General features: G+C 35.7%; 26 protein-coding genes. 16 read left to right on the top strand and 10 right to left on the bottom strand.

Translation table 11 applies throughout. The features are described 5' to 3' along the window. The first annotated feature begins 717 nt into the window (after positions 1 to 717). A complete protein-coding gene (locus QRN68_RS14440) occupies positions 718 to 2622 on the top strand; it encodes an endonuclease MutS2 (protein WP_285397594.1) in 1905 nt (634 codons plus the stop codon). Between the two features lie 48 nt (positions 2623 to 2670). Here QRN68_RS14440 and QRN68_RS14445 read toward each other — a convergent pair whose 3' ends face one another. Then, positions 2671 to 3921, bottom strand: coding sequence for a helix-turn-helix domain-containing protein (locus tag QRN68_RS14445; protein ID WP_285397595.1), 1251 nt, complete (start codon positions 3919 to 3921; stop codon positions 2671 to 2673). 144 nt (positions 3922 to 4065) lie between these two features. Here QRN68_RS14445 and QRN68_RS14450 point away from each other — a divergent pair, with 144 nt between their 5' ends. Next, positions 4066 to 5352: an MFS transporter gene (locus tag QRN68_RS14450; RefSeq protein WP_285397596.1), complete on the top strand. Its 1287-nt coding sequence runs from the start codon at positions 4066 to 4068 to the stop codon at positions 5350 to 5352. Between the two features lie 104 nt (positions 5353 to 5456). Here the strand turns inward: QRN68_RS14450 and QRN68_RS14455 are convergent, their stop codons facing one another. The 4 genes from QRN68_RS14455 to QRN68_RS14470 form a co-directional block, all read right to left on the bottom strand. Next, positions 5457 to 6173, bottom strand: coding sequence for a LutC/YkgG family protein (locus tag QRN68_RS14455; RefSeq protein ID WP_285397597.1), 717 nt, complete (start codon positions 6171 to 6173; stop codon positions 5457 to 5459). Then, positions 6173 to 7600 (bottom strand): LutB/LldF family L-lactate oxidation iron-sulfur protein, encoded by a 1428-nt coding sequence (locus QRN68_RS14460; RefSeq protein ID WP_285397598.1) that lies wholly within the window; start codon positions 7598 to 7600, stop codon positions 6173 to 6175. Before QRN68_RS14460 ends, QRN68_RS14455 begins: the two co-directional genes overlap by 1 nt. Positions 7601 to 7683: 83 nt before the next feature. Continuing rightward, a complete protein-coding gene (locus QRN68_RS14465) occupies positions 7684 to 8397 on the bottom strand; it encodes a (Fe-S)-binding protein (RefSeq protein ID WP_285397599.1) in 714 nt (237 codons plus the stop codon). A gap of 327 nt (positions 8398 to 8724) precedes the next feature. Then, a complete protein-coding gene (locus tag QRN68_RS14470; RefSeq protein WP_285397600.1) occupies positions 8725 to 9453 on the bottom strand; it encodes a FadR/GntR family transcriptional regulator in 729 nt (242 codons plus the stop codon). A 525-nt stretch (positions 9454 to 9978) separates the two neighbouring features. Between QRN68_RS14470 and QRN68_RS14475 the strand changes: the two genes are divergently transcribed. From QRN68_RS14475 to QRN68_RS14485, 3 genes are read left to right on the top strand one after another with little or no spacing between them, the layout of a single operon-like run. Further along, on the top strand, positions 9979 to 10689 hold the full coding sequence (locus tag QRN68_RS14475) for a cytochrome c biogenesis CcdA family protein (protein WP_285397676.1): 711 nt from the start codon (positions 9979 to 9981) through the stop codon (positions 10687 to 10689). A 34-nt stretch (positions 10690 to 10723) separates the two neighbouring features. Continuing rightward, the gene (locus QRN68_RS14480) at positions 10724 to 11101 is read left to right on the top strand and encodes a response regulator (protein WP_285397601.1); all 378 of its coding nucleotides are present in this window, start codon (positions 10724 to 10726) and stop codon (positions 11099 to 11101) included. A gap of 33 nt (positions 11102 to 11134) precedes the next feature. Then, positions 11135 to 11629, top strand: coding sequence for a CcdC family protein (locus tag QRN68_RS14485; RefSeq protein WP_285397602.1), 495 nt, complete (start codon positions 11135 to 11137; stop codon positions 11627 to 11629). Between the two features lie 122 nt (positions 11630 to 11751). Here QRN68_RS14485 and QRN68_RS14490 read toward each other — a convergent pair whose 3' ends face one another. The 5 genes from QRN68_RS14490 to QRN68_RS14510 all read right to left on the bottom strand — a co-directional run bounded on the left by QRN68_RS14490 (position 11752) and on the right by QRN68_RS14510 (position 15806). Further along, positions 11752 to 12285, bottom strand: coding sequence for an SF0329 family protein (locus tag QRN68_RS14490; RefSeq protein WP_285397677.1), 534 nt, complete (start codon positions 12283 to 12285; stop codon positions 11752 to 11754). A 321-nt stretch (positions 12286 to 12606) separates the two neighbouring features. Then, the gene (locus QRN68_RS14495; protein WP_285397603.1) at positions 12607 to 13035 is read right to left on the bottom strand and encodes a DUF2621 domain-containing protein; all 429 of its coding nucleotides are present in this window, start codon (positions 13033 to 13035) and stop codon (positions 12607 to 12609) included. A 160-nt stretch (positions 13036 to 13195) separates the two neighbouring features. Then, positions 13196 to 14842, bottom strand: coding sequence for a recombinase family protein (locus QRN68_RS14500; protein ID WP_285397604.1), 1647 nt, complete (start codon positions 14840 to 14842; stop codon positions 13196 to 13198). Between the two features lie 83 nt (positions 14843 to 14925). Next, positions 14926 to 15363: an ImmA/IrrE family metallo-endopeptidase gene (locus QRN68_RS14505; protein ID WP_285397605.1), complete on the bottom strand. Its 438-nt coding sequence runs from the start codon at positions 15361 to 15363 to the stop codon at positions 14926 to 14928. Between the two features lie 17 nt (positions 15364 to 15380). Further along, positions 15381 to 15806: a helix-turn-helix domain-containing protein gene (locus tag QRN68_RS14510; RefSeq protein ID WP_285397606.1), complete on the bottom strand. Its 426-nt coding sequence runs from the start codon at positions 15804 to 15806 to the stop codon at positions 15381 to 15383. 391 nt (positions 15807 to 16197) lie between these two features. Here QRN68_RS14510 and QRN68_RS14515 point away from each other — a divergent pair, with 391 nt between their 5' ends. From QRN68_RS14515 to QRN68_RS14565, 11 genes are all read left to right on the top strand, one after another. Continuing rightward, positions 16198 to 16380 carry a helix-turn-helix domain-containing protein gene (locus QRN68_RS14515; RefSeq protein ID WP_285397607.1) on the top strand — a complete coding sequence of 61 codons (183 nt, stop codon included), beginning with the start codon at positions 16198 to 16200 and terminating at the stop codon, positions 16378 to 16380. Between the two features lie 20 nt (positions 16381 to 16400). Next, the gene (locus QRN68_RS14520) at positions 16401 to 16643 is read left to right on the top strand and encodes a hypothetical protein (protein ID WP_285397608.1); all 243 of its coding nucleotides are present in this window, start codon (positions 16401 to 16403) and stop codon (positions 16641 to 16643) included. Next, the gene (locus tag QRN68_RS14525; protein WP_285397609.1) at positions 16612 to 16755 is read left to right on the top strand and encodes a hypothetical protein; all 144 of its coding nucleotides are present in this window, start codon (positions 16612 to 16614) and stop codon (positions 16753 to 16755) included. The genes QRN68_RS14520 and QRN68_RS14525 overlap by 32 nt, the downstream gene beginning before the upstream one ends. Continuing rightward, complete coding sequence (locus QRN68_RS14530; RefSeq protein WP_285397610.1) at positions 16745 to 16984, top strand: DUF6877 family protein; 240 nt, start codon at positions 16745 to 16747, stop codon at positions 16982 to 16984. The genes QRN68_RS14525 and QRN68_RS14530 overlap by 11 nt, the downstream gene beginning before the upstream one ends. Continuing rightward, positions 16981 to 17289 (top strand): hypothetical protein, encoded by a 309-nt coding sequence (locus QRN68_RS14535; RefSeq protein WP_285397611.1) that lies wholly within the window; start codon positions 16981 to 16983, stop codon positions 17287 to 17289. Before QRN68_RS14530 ends, QRN68_RS14535 begins: the two co-directional genes overlap by 4 nt. Further along, a complete protein-coding gene (locus tag QRN68_RS14540) occupies positions 17290 to 17640 on the top strand; it encodes a hypothetical protein (RefSeq protein ID WP_285397612.1) in 351 nt (116 codons plus the stop codon). After that, positions 17640 to 17876 (top strand): hypothetical protein, encoded by a 237-nt coding sequence (locus QRN68_RS14545; protein WP_285397613.1) that lies wholly within the window; start codon positions 17640 to 17642, stop codon positions 17874 to 17876. Before QRN68_RS14540 ends, QRN68_RS14545 begins: the two co-directional genes overlap by 1 nt. Then, complete coding sequence (locus QRN68_RS14550) at positions 17873 to 18487, top strand: HNH endonuclease signature motif containing protein (protein ID WP_481817453.1); 615 nt, start codon at positions 17873 to 17875, stop codon at positions 18485 to 18487. Before QRN68_RS14545 ends, QRN68_RS14550 begins: the two co-directional genes overlap by 4 nt. Further along, positions 18484 to 18756, top strand: a complete 273-nt coding sequence (locus QRN68_RS14555) for an AbrB/MazE/SpoVT family DNA-binding domain-containing protein (RefSeq protein ID WP_285397615.1) — start codon at positions 18484 to 18486, stop codon at positions 18754 to 18756. The genes QRN68_RS14550 and QRN68_RS14555 overlap by 4 nt, the downstream gene beginning before the upstream one ends. Positions 18757 to 18974: 218 nt before the next feature. After that, positions 18975 to 20483: an AAA family ATPase gene (locus QRN68_RS14560; protein ID WP_285397616.1), complete on the top strand. Its 1509-nt coding sequence runs from the start codon at positions 18975 to 18977 to the stop codon at positions 20481 to 20483. Further along, the gene (locus QRN68_RS14565; RefSeq protein WP_285397617.1) at positions 20480 to 20674 is read left to right on the top strand and encodes a hypothetical protein; all 195 of its coding nucleotides are present in this window, start codon (positions 20480 to 20482) and stop codon (positions 20672 to 20674) included. Before QRN68_RS14560 ends, QRN68_RS14565 begins: the two co-directional genes overlap by 4 nt. Position 20675: the final 1 nt, after the last annotated feature.

Below are 20675 nucleotides of genomic sequence, written 5' to 3' on the forward strand. Positions count from 1 at the left end.
CAGCAACAAAGCGCCCAGTCGGAACGGAAATCAACCACACGTTTTGGTGAAGAGCTAATATATTTCCATTTTTTACTGATTGTAGCCCGTAGCGAAAATCAGCCTCTTCGAATGTATAAAAATGGTTAATCAACACACATGTTATTGTAAGACAAAAATAAGCAACTTTACTTTTCTGCCAGCATATAGTAATATGATGGCAATCAATTAGATAACAATGATTATACATTATATAAATGAGAGGTGCTTTTTGTGAGTGCGGTAGGTTCTAAATAGGAACAACTAAATGAAATAAATTTAATGACGACAGGGGATTTATGTCATAAAGTTACCCTTAATTTTGTCGTGGATTTATTTCGAACCTATGAAGATACCTACAATACTTTATAAAGCGTGTAATGATCTGAATGTACTTCATTTTGATGAGGTCTTTTTCAGAATGCTTCTTACACATGCCTTGTACTGTAAAAAGCTGTGGTATCCCCACAGCTTTTTTGTTTTTTTATTGAATATAAAGGTTCTATTCGATTTGTCTGAGATGTCCATCCACCAGTACTCCTGCCGAAAAACAGGCTTTGCAGTCAGTTAGTGGGAAGGGAGGGGCAGTTGCCAAAACCTCAACATTTGAAGTAGAACCAATATAAAATCATTGCTATCTAAATGAGTAGGTATCTTCATGAATGATTATGAAAAAATCATAGTGAGGAGAAAGCAAAAATGAATCAAACTACTCTAGAGAAATTACAATACAATGAATTGAAGGATATCGTAAAATCTTACTGTGTCAGCGGTTTAGGTAAACAGTTATTAGATAAGTTAACGCCTAGTTCAAGTTTGACGGTTGTTAAAAACCGTTTAAATGAAACGACTGAGGCACGAGCAATTTTAGACGCGGAAGGCCATGTCCCGTTTTTAGGGGTATCGAATATTGACAATACCATTAAAAAGCTTGAAAAGGGAATCATTTTAGACCCAGGCGAGTTAGTTAGCATCTCAGACTTTTTACGAGGCTGTAGAAAAATTAAAAAATTTATGCTGGAAAAGGAATTTTTTGCGCCAGTACTTGCATCCTATGCTAATTCGATGGCTGAATTTAAAAGTGTAGAAGAGGAGATTAATTTTGCAATTAAAGCAAATCGTGTTGATTCGGCTGCTAGCAGAGAATTAAAGCGTATCCGAAATCATATCGAAACAACAGAGGAAAAAATTAAAGAACGCTTAACTAAATTTTTAAATAGTAGTGCAAATAAAACATACATCCAGGAATTCTTTATAAGTAAAAAGGATGATCGCTACACGATACCCATTAAGGCTACCTATAAAAATCATGTGCAAGGGACTGTAGTAGAGGTTTCATCTAAAGGTGCAACGGTCTTTATGGAACCAAGTGCAGTCGCTAAATTAAATGTGGAATTGGCCATTTTGAAGGCAGAGGAAGCGGTGGAGGAATATCAGATTTTGGCGACATTATCAGGGCTCCTGATGGAAAATATTCGTGAAATCAACATCAACATGGAGTTAATTAGCCAATATGATATGGTGTTTGCTAAAGCTAAGTATAGCAAGTATATTGGAGGCGTAGAGCCGAGCTTAAATGATTGTGGCTATATTAAGCTCGTCAATTGTAAGCATCCACTGTTAACTGGTGGAGTAGTGCCACTTCATTTTGAAATTGGCAAAGACTATCGCAGTTTAATTATTACAGGGCCCAATGCTGGTGGAAAAACAGTTGTATTAAAAACCATTGGCTTGTTAACATTAGCTACCATGTCGGGCTTTCATATTGTTGCAGATAAAGGAACTGAAATAGCTATATTTAATAATATTTTTGTCGACATTGGTGATAATCAAAGTATTGAAAATGCACTGAGTACGTTTTCATCTCACATAAAAAATCTTTCAGACATTATGAGGGCATCCAATAATAATACGCTTTTACTATTTGATGAAATAGGTAGTGGTACTGAACCAAATGAAGGTGCTGCATTAGCCATTTCCATTTTGGAGGAGTTCTATCATATGGGCTGTATAACAGTGGCGACTACACATTATGGAGAGATTAAGCGTTTCTCTGAAATGCATAGTGATTTTATGAATGCGGCTATGCGTTTTAATAGTGAAACATTGGAACCGTTATATAAATTAGTTATCGGAACATCTGGAGAAAGTAATGCGCTATGGATTTCCAAAAAGATGAATATACGCGAAACAGTATTGCAAAGAGCGCAAGATTATTTGGCCAATAAGGAATATCACTTGGAACGTGTTAAGGATAGTAAAATCAGGAAGCCTAAGATTGAAAAAGAGGGTATCAAAGTTAAATATGATTTTCAGAAGGGAGATCGTGTGAAGCTTTTAGATCATGATGACGTTGGAATCGTCTTTAAAGAAATGGATAATTACTATAATGTTGTCGTGTTTTATGAGAGCGAATTTATGGATGTAAATATCAAGCGACTGACTTTGGAGCTACCGGCAACAGAATTATACCCCGAAGGATATGATTTAGAGACATTGTTTGTGGACTATAAAGAACGAAAGCTTCAGCATGATATAGAGCGTGGATCAAAAAAAGCACTGCGTAAAATTCAGAAAGAAATTAGAAAAGATAATTTGAGCTAGAAGAAAAGGGATTGCACATATATCTTAAGTGTGCAATCCCATTAATAATTATTGAACCGAATTTATTTGTGCTTTAATTGAATAATAAGTTTCCTCAATTTTTTGTTTATAAGGAAGGTCGATTAAATCGTGTGAATCCATATAGGCCATCTTGGCAATTTCATAGGCTGTTGTCAATTCACCGAAATGTGCATAGCAAAGAGCTTTATAGGAAAAACATTCATTAAAGCCTAATATGTCAAATGGATGCAGGATGAATGAAGGAATGTTTGTAAATTGTTCAAATGCTTTCTTAGCTTCTTCATATCGACCTAGCAAATATAAGGATTTTCCTTTTTCACAGTAATATAAGTTCTTATCAAATTTAATGGAGCCCAATTCCATGAGTGGACGAAAACGCTCTATTTCTTTTAGTGCCTTTTCATAATCATGAGTGTAATTGTTATAATAATGTGCTTTTAATGTGAAAATAAATGCATCTACATCTACTTGTTCGGCAAAAACTCGATACTGCTCAAGCTTCTTTATCATTTGCTCTGCTTGCTCGAAATCATTGTCAACCATGGCACAAAACGCTGCAATACGGTACAAATCATCGATATAATAGTAAAATTGATTTTTATGTGCATTGACAATGGTATCTTTAACGAGTTGTTTACCTGCTTCATGTTCTCCGATTGCTAATTGAATAATGCTAATATAATAAGCCATTTTCCCAGTATCTCGTGAATCTAATTGATAATTTTCTTGCTCAGCCTCTTTTTTAGCCTGTAAAATACAGGAATAAGCCATTTTATAGTTTCGACCTTCCGTGAATATGGCCAACTGTAATATATAAGTTTCAAACCAATGGCTCAGTAAATTAATTTCTTTAAACATGAAGCGTGCTTGTTGGAGAGGGGACTCCCATGTCGTTAATCCCATTTGATATTGTGCTGCTGCATATATATACAATAAACGACCTGCTTCATAGCTAAGTGGGAGCTCTTCTTCATACGGCTTAATCATCTCTATGACTTGCTGCAGCTTCTCTGTATCACCAAGTTGTATTTCTGCATATAAAATTTCCACCTGCTCTAAAAGTTGACGAATTGTAGAGGGTGCTACTTCTTCAAGTAATTCACTTGCTTTTACCCCTAAACGCTCCGCGATATATTCAAGACTTTCCATCGAGGGCTTGGCCTTATCATTTTCAATTTGACTTAACATACCTTTTGTTAGACGATCACCGGCAAGTGCCTCTAATGTTAATTTTCGTTCTTTCCTTAATTTGCGAATTCGTGTGCCTAAAGAGTCCACTGCCTCGCCTCCTTTTTTTATTAATAAGTATATTCATGTTTAATTATATTAAACTTTTACTTGCGTGAAAAGTGGGAAGTGTGTTATATTTTGTTTAATAAAATTAAACTTTTTAATTTAGTTAAAAAAACGGAGGTGTTTTGGATGACTGAAGCAGAAAAATATAAAAAGGCAACGTATCATTTATGGACATTTACAGCTAGTAAAATGATTTCGATGCTTGGGGCAAATGTGCTGGCCTTTGGGTTCAGTTTGTATATTTTAGCAATGACGGGATCAGCAATGAGCTTTGCAACCAATATGATATGTTCTGTTTTACCACGAGCACTACTAGCACCAGTGGCAGGTTATGTGGCAGATAATTATTCGAAAAAGCGCACGATTCTTAGTGCACAGGCTGGTACAATTTTGACAGTTGGGGGCTTACTTCTTTATACAGAAACAGTTGGAATGTCAGTTTATGCTATTTATGTGACAACAATATTCAATACGATATGCTCTGCATTTTCAGGTGTAACGTTTTCATCTTCCATTGCTACATTAGTCAATCCAGAGCGTTTACAAAAAGCAATGTCATTCAATCAGTTGTCTACGTCAGTGGCTGCGATTGGTGGGCCAGTAATTGGGGGAATGATGTACGGATTTTTCTCATTGGACGTCTTTTTAATGATCAATATGGTAGCCTATGCGAGTGCTTTTACTTTAGAATCGACAATGAATTTTAATCTTTATAGTACAAGAGGGCAAGATGTGGAAAAGGAAAAAATATGGGCAGGGCTTACTAATGGTTTTCGTTATATTAAGCAACAAAAAGTCGTTAAAACTGTTATGTGGGTTTCTTTATGGATTAATTTGTTTTTCTCCGCCATCGTTGTAGGAGGAACGTATATTATTATTGAATTACTAAAAGTAAAATCAACTCATTTTGGTTTTATTGAGGCATCAGGAGCAGTTGGGATGCTTGTTGCTTCCCTTTATTTTGCTACACGATCAGAGGTTAAGGCGCCACTACGTTTCTCTAAAATCAGCTTATTGCTGTTGGCTAGTAGCTTGGGGCTCGCTGTCGTTCCGTTAGTTACAGATTTTTCTTATTTAGGAATTGTTAGTTTTTACATTGTGATTTATTTTATTTTTGCTATTTTTGAAATGGGAATTAACATGCCAATTGGAGTTTATATGCAGAGGCTAATATCAGAAGAATATCGTGGACGTGTCTTTGGACTGATGGAAACAATGGCAATGTCTATGATGCCGATTGGTATGATGGTTTACGGTATCTTGTACGATACATTCCCAGCAACGGTTATTTTACTTGTTACTAGTGCTATTATCATAACGATATCGCTAGTGATGCTGCGAACATCTGTCTTAAAGGAAGCACATCCAGAGTTTTATACGAACGGAACTCTGACAGAGCGAACGGCAGGATAAAATCATTTCATATCATCGAAGTTGAGGGTTTTAACCTATCAAGATAGTCACAAAAATAAAACAGGTATGCAAAAATGAACGGCATGCCTGTTTTATTTTTTATTTTACTGATCCTCAATCACAATATAAGTTGCTTTAATTGGTCCATGTACACCAATGACTGGAATCATTTCGATATCTGCCGAGTTACTTGGACCTGTAATAAAGTTGATGCAGGAGGCAATTTGTTCTCCATTTCTTATTTTTTCACTAATTAAGCGAGCGGCTTGGGTCATTCGTGGAACAATTGTACTTTTCGGAATCAAAATAATAGAGTTTTCTGGTAAAAAGCTGACGGATCTACCTTTATCCTTGCTACTAAACAGAACAGCAGTTCCTGATTCTGCTAATGTTATTTCACTAATCGTGATACCAATGTTAGCTTTTTCAGCCTGGTGGATATTTTCCTCTGGTTGTTCAGAGTCCCATTCATACAGTTGAATATTCATTTGTGGCCACTGCTTAGTCATTAAGGATGATAGTCCATAGCTTTGAAAACGCTCGTCCTTCCACGTTATTACAGAATGGCCTCCGTAATTTTCAACTACTTTTTGTAATTCATCTGAAAGATTAGTTGTATTTGTTATGACGATTTCTGTCTCAATGTTTTTGCATTGATCAATTAAAACCTTTACTAATTCATCTTTAGTTGCACCTTTTAGGACTCGATCCTGTGGTTGATATTGCCACGTTGGTCGTGTAAGTTCTGTTTTTGGGGTATGCCCAAGCTGTTGCGCAATTTTTGATAAAAATGCATCTCTTTTTTCAATGATACCTGTCATTATTCCTCGCCTCCTTTTTCACGGTGTTTAAACCAGTCACGGAAACTATCTTTATTTGGAGCAGGAAAATCTCTTGCTTCTGTCCATGCTTTTAGTGGACCTGGGCCATTTGAAATTTTATGGTCTTTAGTAAATGGAGACATTGCTGGTGATGCCATTTTAGTCGCCATTTTATATAAGGTAGAGGAGGAAGCACCTAAACCAAATGCCTTCATTAATAACTTTTCCGATATAGGAGCTTTTCCTTCGTTTTCAACAATTACTTGGCGATGTCTAAGAATAAGCTGATGTAACGGAATTTTGACAGGACAAGCATCAGTACAAGCTCCACATAATGTGGAAGCATACGGAAGCTCCTTAAAATCATCATAGCCCCCTAATAATGGTGAAAGAACGATACCTACTGGACCTGAATAAATAGAGCCGTACGTATGTCCACCAACATGACGATAAACAGGACAGACGTTGATACAGGCTGCGCAGCGAATACATTGTAAAATGGGCTGAAATTCACTGCCTAAAATGTCCGAGCGTCCATTATCAACGATTACTAAATGGAATTCCTCAGGTCCATCAGTGTCACCTTCATCTTTGATCCCTGTTAATGTTGTAATATAGCTTGTTAGCTTTTGCCCGACAGCGCTTCTTGTTAATAAACTTACTAGCACTTCCATCTCTTCGAAAGAGGGAACGATTCTTTCCATTCCCATTACGGTAATTTGTGTTTTAGGCAAAGCTGTTACTAAATCTGCGTTCCCTTCATTTGTAACGAGTGTAATCGAGCCGCTTTCTGCAATAGCAAAATTACAGCCTGTAATGCCAATATCTGCTGTTAAATATTCATTCCTTAATTTTTCACGTACATAAAGGGCTAGTTCCTCAGGCTTTTCTGTTTTCTCATAGCCTTGCTTTTCTTTAAAAACGTCTCGAATCTGCTCCTTATTTTTATGCAAAACTGGAACAACGATGTGAGAAGGTGGTTCGTGATCGTCTACTTGCAAAATGTATTCACCAAGATCTGTTTCAATGACTTCACACCCTAGTTGTTCTAAAGCGGCGTTTAAATTAATCTCCTCCGTGACCATGGATTTCGATTTCACAATTTTAGTAGCATTTTTCTTTTTTGCGATACTTTGAATATAGTCTGTTGCTTCTTTCGCAGTTTGCGCAAAGTAAACATGTCCACCTCTTTTAGAGACATTTTCACTCAGCTGATATAAGTAATAATCTAAATTGGCAAGCACATGCTGTCGGATTTCCTCACCGTGTAATCTCCATTCTTCCCAATGTCCTAGCTCATCAGCTTGTTTTAGTCTACGTGTTTGAAAGCGTTCCTGTGCGCTTGACACAGCTCCACGCATAAAGGTATTTTCTAATTCTTTCGTTAATCGATGTTTAAAGTCTTCATCACTTGTTTTCATTGACATTTCTTTTACCCCCCTTAGCTTCTTTCAGCGAGTATCCAAGCACAAAGCCGATTCTGAACGCAATTATGTCGAGGCATAATTGATCAGCTGTTTAATACTTCCGCAATATGCATGACTCTAATAGGCTTTCCTTGTCGATTAATTCGACCACCAATATTGATTAAGCAGCCAGCGTCAGCACCGATTAGAATGTCTGCCCCTGTTTCTTCAACATCATGTACTTTTTCATTGACCATTGCTCCTGAGATATCGCCCATTTTTACCGAAAATGTTCCACCAAATCCACAGCATCGTTCTTTCCCTGGGAGTTCTACATACTGTAATCCTTTAACATGATTTAATAGTTTAAACGGTGCTTCCGTAACACCGAGCAGGCGTGTCATATGACAGGAAGTATGATAAGTAGCTTTACCCTCTAAACGTGCACCTACATCCTCGACCTTTAATACATTAACAATAAATTCTGTAAACTCGTATGTTTTATCTGCTAATGCTTGCGCTTTCGGCCCCCAAACAGGATCTTCCTTAAACACTTCTGGATATTCCTTAAACATAAAAGCACAGGAACCAGAAGGGGAGACGACATATTCGGCATGTTCAAATGCTGTGATCATTTTTTTCATGGCATTTTTAGATTCTTTAACATAGCCACTATTGTAGGCAGGCTGTCCACAGCAAATTTGATTTTCTGGAAAGTCAAGGTCACAGCCGAGTCTTTCAAGAACTTCGACAACAGCTTTTCCTACATCACCTTGAAACATATCAACTAAACAAGTTGCAAATAGTGTTACTTTCATGATAATCGCTCCTTTTGTCTTTATTTCCCCTCAAAACAACTAATCAACAGGTCATCTGATGACTTAGTGAGTATTGTTTTTATAATACTACAACTTTTCAAATTAATAAAAGGCAAAGCTCCTTGTGAAAATTAGGCAGTTGCTGTTACTTTATCTCGCATTAACGGGCAGTCATTGATTTGTACCGAAAGCGAAGCGTCAGGTACAAAACACTGCCTAAATTCAGCGAAAGTAAAGGAGGTAGTTGAGAGATGAGCTGCCCATAGAAGAACGATTGGTGAAGACTAATAATCAGTGGGGATGAAGAAAACCCCACTGATTAAAGCTTCAATTTATTGATTTGGTCGTTTCAAAATATTGCATTAAGACCTTTTCCACATTACTTAAATGCATTGCCATGGCATGCTTTGCTAGCTCTTCGTTTTGCTGTTTAATCGCGAGGAAAATTTGTAGATGTTCGTCGTACAGTTTTTCGCTTGTTGTTTTTTTAGAGTATAACCAAATTCGGCGTGTTTCTTTCATCGTTTCGATCATTACGTTAGAGACTTGGTCTAATATTGTTGCAAGAAGGGGATTTTTAGAGGCAGAAGAAATGGCCGCGTGAAATTGAAAATCTAGTTTTTCACCTAGTTCGCCATCTCCTTGTACTTGTTGCATTTCATCCAAAATTTGCATCATTGATTTTATGTCTTCTTCTGTGCGGTGAATGGCTGCGCTAGCCGCTGCGCCCACTTCAATAATTTTACGTACTTCTAACAAATGAGAGACACCTTGCTTATTTGTTAAAATGGCCGTTGATAAGGGAAAATCAAGCTGATTAGATTTGATACTTTTAACAAATGTACCCGAACCTTGTTTGATTTCAATAAGCCCCATTGCTTTTAGAGCAGAAAGAGCTTCTCGTATGGCCGATCTACTTACTTCTAATTGTTCAGCAAGTTGTTCTACAGAATCAAGTCGGTCACCAGGCTTTAGTTCGCCAGCTCTAATTTTTTCATAGAGGATTTCGGATACTTCCTCATATATTTTTTTCGGTTTAATTTTTTTAAATTCCAAGGAGCTACACCTCATTTATCTCTATCTATTCCTGTATCGTTATTATTATACATGATGAAAAGTAATTTACTCACTGTGTAAAAATGAATCCGTTATCCTCGCATTAAGGGGCAATAATTTATTTGTACCAAAAGCGAAGCGTCAGGTACAAGAAACCCACCTCAAAATTCAAGGAAAGCAAAGAAGATAGGTGGTCGATTAATGGTTGAAAGTCAGTGTTCGATATTCAACTAAAAGCTCAAAAAACCTTACTGCTTTAGCGCTAAGAGCAGCCAAGTAACACTGTATGTAGAATTATGGGGAATTTTGTTGACAGATAATACAACGGGGCGCATAATGCAGAAGTACATTATCAAATACACCTCGGTGTAATGAGGTTTGAAAATTAAATTGTGTATGATAATATGCTGGAACTTCACTTTTTCAACACCCTTTTGTCAAGAAACGTTCACAAACAGGAAGGGCGCAATTTACAGTGATTTTTGGTACGATGGAAGCAGTAACTGTAAGGAGCGAATGAAAAATATGGAAACTGATATTAACGTATTTTTAGCTTTCGGTGCAGGGTTTTTAAGCTTTATTTCACCGTGTACCCTTCCACTGTATCCAGCATTTTTATCATACATAACGGGTATGACATTAGATGAGCTAAAATCGGAACGAGGCATGATGCAAAAGCGTGCTATTTTGCACACATTATTCTTTTTACTAGGATTTTCAATTATTTTTATAATGATTGGACTAGGGGCATCATTTGCAGCAGAGTTCTTCCTAAATTATCAAACATTATTACGCCAGGTTGGGGCCATTTTAATCGTTGTATTTGGTTTAATGATTGTGGGATTACTACAAATTGACTTTTTAATGAAGGATCGAAAATTTCAATTTAAAAATCGACCATCTGGTTATTTGGGATCAGCTTTAATTGGAATAGCCTTTGCGGCTGGCTGGACACCATGTACAGGTCCAATTTTAGCGTCGATTATTTCATTAGCTAGTGCAAATCCAAGCTCAGGCTTTAGCTATATGTTAGCTTATTATTTAGGTTTTGCGATTCCTTTCTTCGTGTTATCTTTCTTTATTTCACGTATGACTTGGATTCGTACACACAGCCAAAAAATTGTGAAGATCGGCGGTTATATTATGATTGCCGTTGGGGTATTATTATTCTTTGATGGATTAACGTATATAACACGCATTTTACAGCCTATTTTTGGTGAATTTACAGGCTTCTAATCTGCTAAACTAAAGAGACATACCGTACTTTAACGTGGAGGGAGATGAACATGTGCCTACAGTTTTAGTAGTGGATGATACGCTATTTATGCGTGTTGCAATAAGTAATATGTTAACTGAATGGGGTTATGAGGTAGTCGGCAAGGCAGCCAATGGTAAAGAAGCTGTAGCGATGTATCGTGAGTTACAACCAGATCTTGTAACGATGGATGTAACAATGCCCGTTATGACAGGTATCGCAGCAGTAAAAGAAATCATCCCTGAATTTCCAAATGCAAAAATAATTATGATTACGGCTTTAGGACAACAGAAGTTAATCGTGGAAGCGATTGAAAGTGGTGCGAAGGATTTTATCACAAAGCCTTTCGAGCCAGAAAGATTAAAAGCTGTAGTTGATCAATTGATTGGATAAAATTGTTAATTTGACATTAGAGGAGGAAATTTTATGTTTAGCAATATCCCTTCTCAATATTATGTTATAGGTTCAACTATAATGGCTATTTTTATGGGTAGCTTTGTCATGGTTTTACGTGTGCGAGCATCCAAGAAACCAACAAATGAGAAGAAAATTATCATTCCACCTATTGCGATGTCTTCAGGTGCAGTAATGTTTTTATTTGAACAATTTCGAGTGTCGCCAATGGAGATTCTAGAGGCGACAGCAGTCGGTATAGTGTTCTCAACAATCTTAATTGCCACTTCTAAATTTGAAGTAAAAGGTCAAGATATTTATTTAAAACGTTCGAAAGCATTCGTTTTTATACTAGTAGGGTTATTAGTAATCCGTATTGTTGCAAAAGTGCTATTAAGTAGCTCCATTGATGTTGGCGAATTAGCAGGAATGTTTTGGATTTTGGCGTTCGCCATGTTAGTCCCTTGGCGAGTTGCAATGCTTATCCAATTTAAAAGAATCAAAAAAACAATTTCATTGAAGAATTAATAATAGAAAAACTACACTAGAAAGAATCATCTGGTGTAGTTTTTTTGTATCCAGGTGATGTTAAATTTGAATAAAGTTTGATTAAAATGTAATTGCGATTCATAGAAAAAAATAGGAGCTATTTATATACTAAGACGTATATTTTCTGCGTTACAATGAAGCTTATAAAATTCCTGAACTAATGTATTTTCTTCTGAAATGATATTTTCCATTTTGTATAATGTTCTTTTTCCTATGCGTCGGTCTAAAATACATAATATTTTTATTAAAGGATTATTAGATTTTAATAAATCGTCCATTGACGAATTAAAATACGTCTCTAATGCAAAAAAGAAGTCATGCTGTCCGTAGATTCCTTCTTTTTTTAATTGCTCATGAGCCTGTTCTTGTACCCCTCTATTATACGCTACATCAACATAGTTTAAATTACTCGATTGAATCCGAATTTCTCTTTCTCTGTAGTATTCTTCTCTTTCTGCGACTATGGTGCACATACTTAATTTTTCTATACCATCAACGGTAATAACAGCTCTACCTAACTGATCATGCGCTTTTCGATAGTTAATCACATGAAAATCCACTCTTGAATACAAAGATTCGCATACAAGATTTTTTAAACGTTTCTTTGCTATACTCCATTTTGGCTTGTACAACATATTAAATTCCTTTCTGTTCTTTTCTAAATATATCGAATATCGAATAAATCTCGCATTTATTTTATCGAGAAATAGTAGAAGATGGTCACGAGATTCTATTTTTATATCATCTTCAAGAATGTTTGAATAAAATTTAGGAATAAAATTTGTTATTAAATAATCGAACTTAGTTTTCAATGAAAATCTTATATATATACAGTTGCCTAGCGGATAGAACACGGTACCTGAATAGAAGGAAACACTGTTTAATAACAGCATAGAAAAACTTTAACTTAACGAAGAGCAGTAAAAACGCTGCACAGATTTTTGTGCAGCGTACCATTAATCAAATAGATGTTCATATGGGGAAATGTCAATTTGCATTTCATCTAATTTTTTGCGTAAAAATTTATGGTCGCGCTTAGGGGTTGCTTGAATATAGCCACGAATAATTAGATCATGGTTAATGGCTGATGCTTTTTCTTCTAAAGCAAGCTCGCCAATTTTTCCTGCTATTTTTTCCTTTGCTACTTGTCTAAATAGCTCAGGTACGGGGCTTACAAGTTCATATAAAAGCTCTTTCTCAGGTTGTCCCCATAAATGAATGGTTTTATCTAAATAATACTCTTGCCAATCTAAATCAGATTTACCGTCCTGCTTCGGTAAAGCTTTTAAAAATTTGCGGAACATAAAAAATCCGCCTATCGCCATTAATGAAATGAGCACAACTACCCAAAATAGGATAAACCATAAAAACCAACCTTCTAACAAATATGTTCACCTCTTTGCCTTCTCTTACTCTATTATAAAAGCTTACATAAAAAAATTCATCCTTAATGTCCCTTTTTTAGCAATTAGTCTGTATATATGAATGTATAAAACCATGGGAATGGGTGGGGGATAGTAGTTTTTTGAAATTCATGTTGTCAATTTAATAATCTATACTTTTAAATTTACCGAATTTCTTTTCTAATCTATAAGCTGTACTTGTAGGAATATTTAACGCATTAGCTGCTGCTTGTACAGAATCGTCAGGATTATCCTTTAAGTATTGCTGTATGCGGTTATATTTACCTTGTGGGTCCACACCTGAGCTAATGATTTTCGCTCTTTTATATGGATCAGGGGCAATTGGTACACTTATTTCTAAGGGTACATTATTTGGTAATAAAATGTTGAATATAATTTTATCTTTGTACACAGTGGCAGTAGGGAATAAATGTCCGATCATTTCCATTTGTTCAGATTTCTCTAAAAGGATATCAAATCTCTCTGCCACACTTAAATACTGCATAACGACATCATAGTTAAATAAGTTTGCTTTAATTAATTCTTGTTTATTGGTTATTTGGTTATATCGTTCCTCATGTAACTTTAGTTCATTTTCAAGTAACGTTTTCTGGGAGTTGAGTTGTACTTTTGACCAGGTACCATCAAGATATAGAGGTAAAAGACGGTCAATTTTGGTCTTGATGTCGTTCATTAATTTAAGAGTCATATTAACTTCATTTTCAATTCGCTGTAAATCTTCAGCGTTGTATTCAATTTGTATATATTGCTTTGCTAATGTTTCATTTTTAATAATATCTTTTATTGCTTTGATAAAGTTAGGTTCAACACGAATCGTGTTAATTGCTTCTAAATGGCAGTCTGACTGATGGCCAATGTAAAAATGTAACCATCGACCTTTTACACCTGACATACGAACAGCCATCTTTTTACCGCAATACGCACATGTCATATCTACACGACGTAATATTTGAGGATCACCTTCAGGTCTACGACGATATTTACTTTTTCGTTTTTCTAAAATTTTTTGATACTCTTCATCTGTACATAATATAGGATAGACATTTTCAACTACTATTTTTTCACCATTTGAAAATTTTTTTATCATACGACCACAATAAACTTCGCTGGTGAGTTTATGAGATACAATTGAGGTTGTCCATGCTTTTCCTCTAGGAGTTTTGGTAATCTTATTTAATGCTTCTGCGATTGCTACATCTCCCATATTTTTATCCAAGTATGATTCTTTCATAAATAGGTAGACCCATGCCCACTTTTCATTTAATTCATAAGTACCTGTGCTTTTATCATAAATGTATTCTGATGGAGTAGGGCCCCAACCTTTCCCTTCACGTGTGCGCTGCCTTTTTCCTCTCATCATTCTACGGACAATAGCTCGCTTCTCTCGTTGAGCAATTAAGTTTTTTAAATCAGAGATGAATTCATCATCTTCATTTGAAAGATCTACAATTGTTCCGGGTTCGGCAATCTTTACTTTATTGTCTCGTAAGACGTCTTTGAGAAATTCCCAATTGAGAGTATCAAGTCGGCTTAATCTATCTTGGTCAACACATAGAACTATATCTACAGAGTTTTCCTCAACATAATCCATTAATCCGTTAAGTCCTTCTTTATTAAGTTTCCCACCACTATCTACGTCTTTAAATTCAGCAACAATCTCCCAACCTTGGCTAAGGGCATATCTAGTGAGTTCTTCTTTTTGTGCTTTTAAACTATATCTATCTTCTTGAAACTTAGTGGAAACCCGATAATATATTATAGTTTTCATTATTTTTCTCCTTATTATTTTTGCTAATTAAAATAATAAACTCCTCTAATGGGAATGTTTGTTCTTTTTAAGACAAAATTTTTTTACCATCTACTCTTTTTTAAAGAAAGTAGCTCGATTGGAACTCCTTTTTCTTCTATAGCCTCATAGATGGTAAAACAACTATAAATATTTTGATCTTCAAATAATTCATCTGGTAACAATAACTCAACAGCAAATGTATTGGCTTCTATTTCAATTTTGTCAGTAGAAAATAAAGTATTTTTTTTTAAAAATGCAGTATTTTCATCCGGGTGTAATATAGCGTGTCCTAGTTCATGAGCACACGTTAAAAATTGCTTATTGTACGGTAAATTCTCGTTGATATGAATTACTTTGGTACGGTGAGATCTACTATAATAGCCATGAATTGAACCTAGTGGCTCAAAGACAATAACTATCCCTAGTAGATCAGCCAACTTAAAAGGATTGTTTGTGCTGTATTTTTTAACTAGTTGTCCAATAATCTCTTTAATATCCATCAAAACACCACCGTACTTTAATCTCTATATTTATTAGGTGTAAATTTCTGTTTGGCCATACGTTTAGTTAATCGTAAAGTATTTTCCCAAGAAGCGATTAACAACTCTCTATCTTCTTCATCCAATTCATCTAAAATTCTTCCATCGAAGGCAGCGAATGCATTGTCTACGTCCTCGCCATTAATTATTTTCTTTAGTTCTCTTTGGATAGCAAGCTCATCTTTTTCGGTTAAATCGTAGTAACGTTTCTCGTCAGTGCGTCCAAGTAAATAATCAGTGCTGACATCAAAGTAGTCTGCAACCTTTTGTAATGTTTCACTTTTAGGAGAAACATTATCCCATCTTCTTATTTGACCATTTGAGATATTTATTTCTCTTTCTACTTCAGCAAAAGTTACTTTTCGCTCATCACATAGCAATTTTATTCTTTTCACTAAACTCACTTATATCAACCTTTCGCAAGGCTTATCAAAACAATAGTAACTTTTTAGTCATCGATATATTGACATTTAACTTTAAAGTCATTATACTGTGTTCATAAGCTAATTTATTGGCTAAAAAGGCAATAAAAAAGATGACCTATTCATAAACATTTTTCGTTGGGGAACGGTTTAAATGTTGGTTTAAAGGCTTTTTAAAGTCTTATTTAGCTATGGGTTTATAATAGCAAAAAAGTCATTTTTGGTCAACTAGATTAGCAAATAATTTAGCTTAAAATTTTCCAAATAAGTAATGCGCTGTGATACCGAGCCAATGACGGTATATATTATTTCAACTTATAGCTTATATGACGGTAGCAACGTCAATTGATTTTTGAAGGAGGTTTGTTCAAATATGCCAGAAGATTTGGGTGCACAAGTTAGATCAGAGTTATTTAAACGAAAGATGAGCCAAAAGGATTTAGCCGAGATGGTTGGTATTTCGAGCGCCTATCTGTCGGATATTATCAGAGGCCGAAAAGATGGTAAGAAAGCTCAAGAACATATAAAGCACATTAGAAAAATTTTATGTATTTAAAACTATAGGAGCGATGTTTGATGACAACAAATTTTTTTCCGATTGATCCAGAAAGAATACGTCAAAATGCATATTTACCTGTGAAACTAGCTGAACTCTCTAAGTCAAACCCGGAAAAAGCACTGGAGCTTTTACAGGCTTGGGGTGAGGGAACAAAAACCGTAAAAAAACTATGGGATGAGGTCATTCAATATGTGGGTGATACTATCCAGACTTCAAAGGAGGCACAAAATGAACACAACCAACCTACAGTGGCGAGCTGAAAAATCTGATGATGGCAGAACTGAAAAATTGCGTGAGGCAATTATTAAAACAGTTGCTATGTGGTCAGCAAGATGGGCTCAGATGAAGGCAGGTGAATCCAATGAAGATTAAACCTGTTCCAGAGGCATTAGTAGGCGAAGCATTAACGAGTGGTATTAGTCCTTTATATGAGTTACACCAAATTGCTTGCGAGTTACCATTAAACGTTCTATCAGACGTTAAACAGCGTATAGGTGATTGGCTAGCAAGTGGTGGGAAAGAAACTGATCCATACATTAAGAGGCAAGTTGCTTACGCTCAGAAAGTTTACCAGGCATTGAAAGGTGGTGAGATAGGGTGAATGAAATTCCAACAGCTGAGTTTTTGAAGCAATTAGCAAGTGAAGGTCAAGCTAATTATGAGAAGGATGTTTTAGATGGTCCACTATTTAAACAAATTATGACCAAAATTGAAGATTCCGCATTAGATGGTTTCACAGGTTGGCGACAAAGCGTAGATACTCATGATGATGTTAGAGCTTTAAAGGTCACTCAAAAAGAACTACAGTCAAAAGGTTTCTATTGTGAATTTGAAATAGTTGAGAAACGCGGATTACTTGGACCATATAAGGAACAATATTTCCAAGTCAAATGGGGCGGTGAGTAAATGGACAAGGTACAAGTCACACAGGAAATTGATGATGCTGTAAAGGCATGTGATGGGTTACACAAAGCGTTCTTAATCCGTGAAATAGGCAATGTTTTTTATGGAACATTTGCTTCAAATATTCATTCAGGTAAACTGGCAGATTTATTAAAAGCTCAGTACACACTTGAAGAAGCCGCACAAATTTGTTTTGGAGAATATGTGATTGTAAAGTCTCCAGAAGAATTAATTGCTGATTTATATAACGCTAAGGTAAGTGACTTTTGGACAGTTCACCAAGAAGGTGTAAGACAAGGTATTCGTTACGTAGCTTCAGCATTCAACTTAAAAATCAAAGGAGTGAATGCATAATGAAAAACACATTAGGAGATTTAAACAATCATTTATTTGCACAGCTCGAGCGATTGAGTGATGAAGATTTGGTTGGTAATAAATTAACGGAGGAAATTGAAAGAGCTAAAGCTGTTACAAGCGTAGCAAATCAAATAATCTCTAACGGTTCCTTAGTGTTACAAGCTCAAAAATTCTATGACAACCCAGATCGATTAAATCTCGATGCAGAAAAGCCAAAATTGCTGAAAGGGTGAGGTTATTGCGTCATACCTGGACACATGAGCAAAAAGAATTTTTACGTGAGCATTATCCATCAAATAGTCAAAGCGATTTGCTACTGATATTCAATCAACATTTCCAATTAAATATCAATCTGAAACAATTAAAAGCTTGCTTAAAAAATCACACTATTACTAGTGGCCGTACTGGATACTTCGAGAAAGGCAGTTCACCTGCTAATAAGGGTAAAAAGTTCCCTGGTCAAATAAATAAAACTTCATTTAAGAAAGGAGACAAGGCAAAGAATTATAAACCTGTAGGTACTGAGCGTATTGACCGTGATGGCTATGTACTAATTAAAGTTTCTGACACGGGTGCTTGGCATGAGAGATGGCGGCATAAACACAAAGTTGTCTGGGAAAAAGTAAACGGTCCAATACCCAAAGGTCATGTTCTGATTTTTCTTGATCGAAACAAACTTAATATTCAGCTTGAAAATTTGCAGTTAATTACTCGGGCACGGTTAGCTAGGATGAATCAAAATAAATTATTTAAGCAGGATCCGGAGCTCACTAAAACAGGTGTCGTAATTGCAAATATCTACACAAAAATGGGAGCTCTCAATCGAAAGGAGAAAACAAAATGAAATCAACAGGTATTGTACGCAAGGTAGATGATTTAGGTCGTGTAGTTATTCCAATTGAGTTACGTCGCACATTAGGGATTGGAGAAAAGGATGCTTTAGAAATTTTTATCGATGGGGATCAAATCATTCTCAAAAAATATATGGCTAATATGACATGTGCCGTTACTGGTGAAGTCTCAGACAAAAATTATAGTTTGCTAGGTGGAAAGTTAGTTCTAAGTCCAGAGGGTGCCCAAAAATTAATTGCTGAAATTGAGCAATTCAAATAGATGAAAAACATGAATGATTGCATGTTAAAAGTCCTGTGGGATTATTTCATAAAACATAATCTTATCAACAAAGGGTGGAAATTTCACGAATTTGTAGCTGAATGGCAGCGAGGCACTATTGTTATGGTCAAAAAATAAGAGCCTATACCGCTGGAACGGTTCAGGCTCAGATACAAGTCTTTTCTGTGACATTATAACACGAAATGAGGTAAAAAATTGTGGAAATTAAATTCAATCAATTAAACTTGCAGAATTTTAAAAGCCACAAGGATCTTGAAGTTAAGTTTGGTGACCTGACTAAGATCCTCGCGGATAATGCAAAAGGTAAAAGCTCCATTGGCGAAGCTATTACATTCTTATTATACGGTAACGACTTAATGGGTAGCAAACTAGATCCGTCACCAGTCACATACGAGGCAGATAACACGCTTGTAACGCTACTGTTAAACGTTAATGACGGAGAGCTGTTACTAGGTCGTGAAATTGCTAAAGGGCGCAACAAATTTTACGTGAATGAAGTGCCTTCAAAAGCTACTGAATTTAATGAGGTAGTAGAGAAGTTATTTGATAAAGATTTATTCTTATCGCTGTTTAATCCAAGTTACTTTTTCACATTGCACTGGGAAAAGCAGCGCCAAATGATTTTAAAGTATACAACTGCACCTGCAAATAAAGAAGTATTAAAAGAGCTACCTAAGCCACAATCGGACAAGTTGGCCACATTAATTAAAAAACATTCATTAGATGATTTAGATAAAATACACCGATCTAATAAAACCAAGCTGGATAAGCAATATATAGCTGCACAAAGTAGAACAAAGACATTGAAAGAGCAATTAGAACAACAAGCTCCAACTGTGCCTTTAGATTCGCTAAATGTGGAATTGAGTCAGCTTGTTAAAGAACGAAACAGCATTGAAGTTGTCACAGATAAAGCTCAAACGGTAAATGGTAGGATCAATATCCTAAACAACCAAATTAACGTTTTGACACATGAACGTGACGATATTAAAGACCAATTTAATCAGCTCAAAAGTGAACAAATTCAAGACACTTGCCGTGTCTGTAATCAAACATTACAAGATGAAGCTATCGATGCTGTAAAAGCAGAAAAAGAGCAACGTATTCAACAGGTTAAATCGAGGTTCCAAAAAGCTGTTGATGAACGAAAAGCCCTGGAAGAAGAACTTAAAACTCTTGAATATGTAGATGTGACGGAGCAACTGGAAAAAGCACGCTTACTACAAGAAAAGATAAATCCGATTGAATATGAGATTTCTAAACATAAGCAGTTTGAAGCTTTGAAAGAGCAAGTTGCTGCTGCAGAAGCGAATGAAAAAGAAACACTTGAATCACTTAATGAATCAATCTTTATCCTTGATGCCATTAAAGATTTCAAAGCAAAAGAAGCTGAATTACAAGTTAAGAAGGTTCAAGATCTGTTCGAAAATTTATCGATAAAACTATTCGAAGAAGTGAAAACGACAGGTGAAAATAAACCAACTTTCATTGTTCAAATGGATGGTAAAGACTATATGAAACTTTCATTTAGCGAACAAACTAGAGCAGGGCTTGAAATTCGTGATGTGTTGTCAGGGCAAAGTGATCTTATCGTCCCTTGTTTTGTAGATAATGCTGAAACAATTACTAAGTTCAAAGAACCGAATGGGCAGTTAATAATTAGTCGTGTTGTTGCAGGTAAAGAATTGGAGGTTGTGTCCGAATGAACACTAAAGAAATCACAGTAGGTTACACATATACCAAAAATCTAGGGAACTTTGAAAATGTAAAAGTAGATGCTGCAGTAACAATTTCGGTAGAGCCTGGACAAGATGTTGACGCACTTTATGAAAAAGCGTATGAAAGTATGAAAAAACAGGTCAAAAATGGACTAAATAAATTTACGGAGGCACGTTAAT

Origin of the sequence: Lysinibacillus sp. fls2-241-R2A-57 (genome assembly GCF_030209535.1) — a bacterium.
Lineage (GTDB): Bacteria > Bacillota > Bacilli > Bacillales_A > Planococcaceae > Lysinibacillus.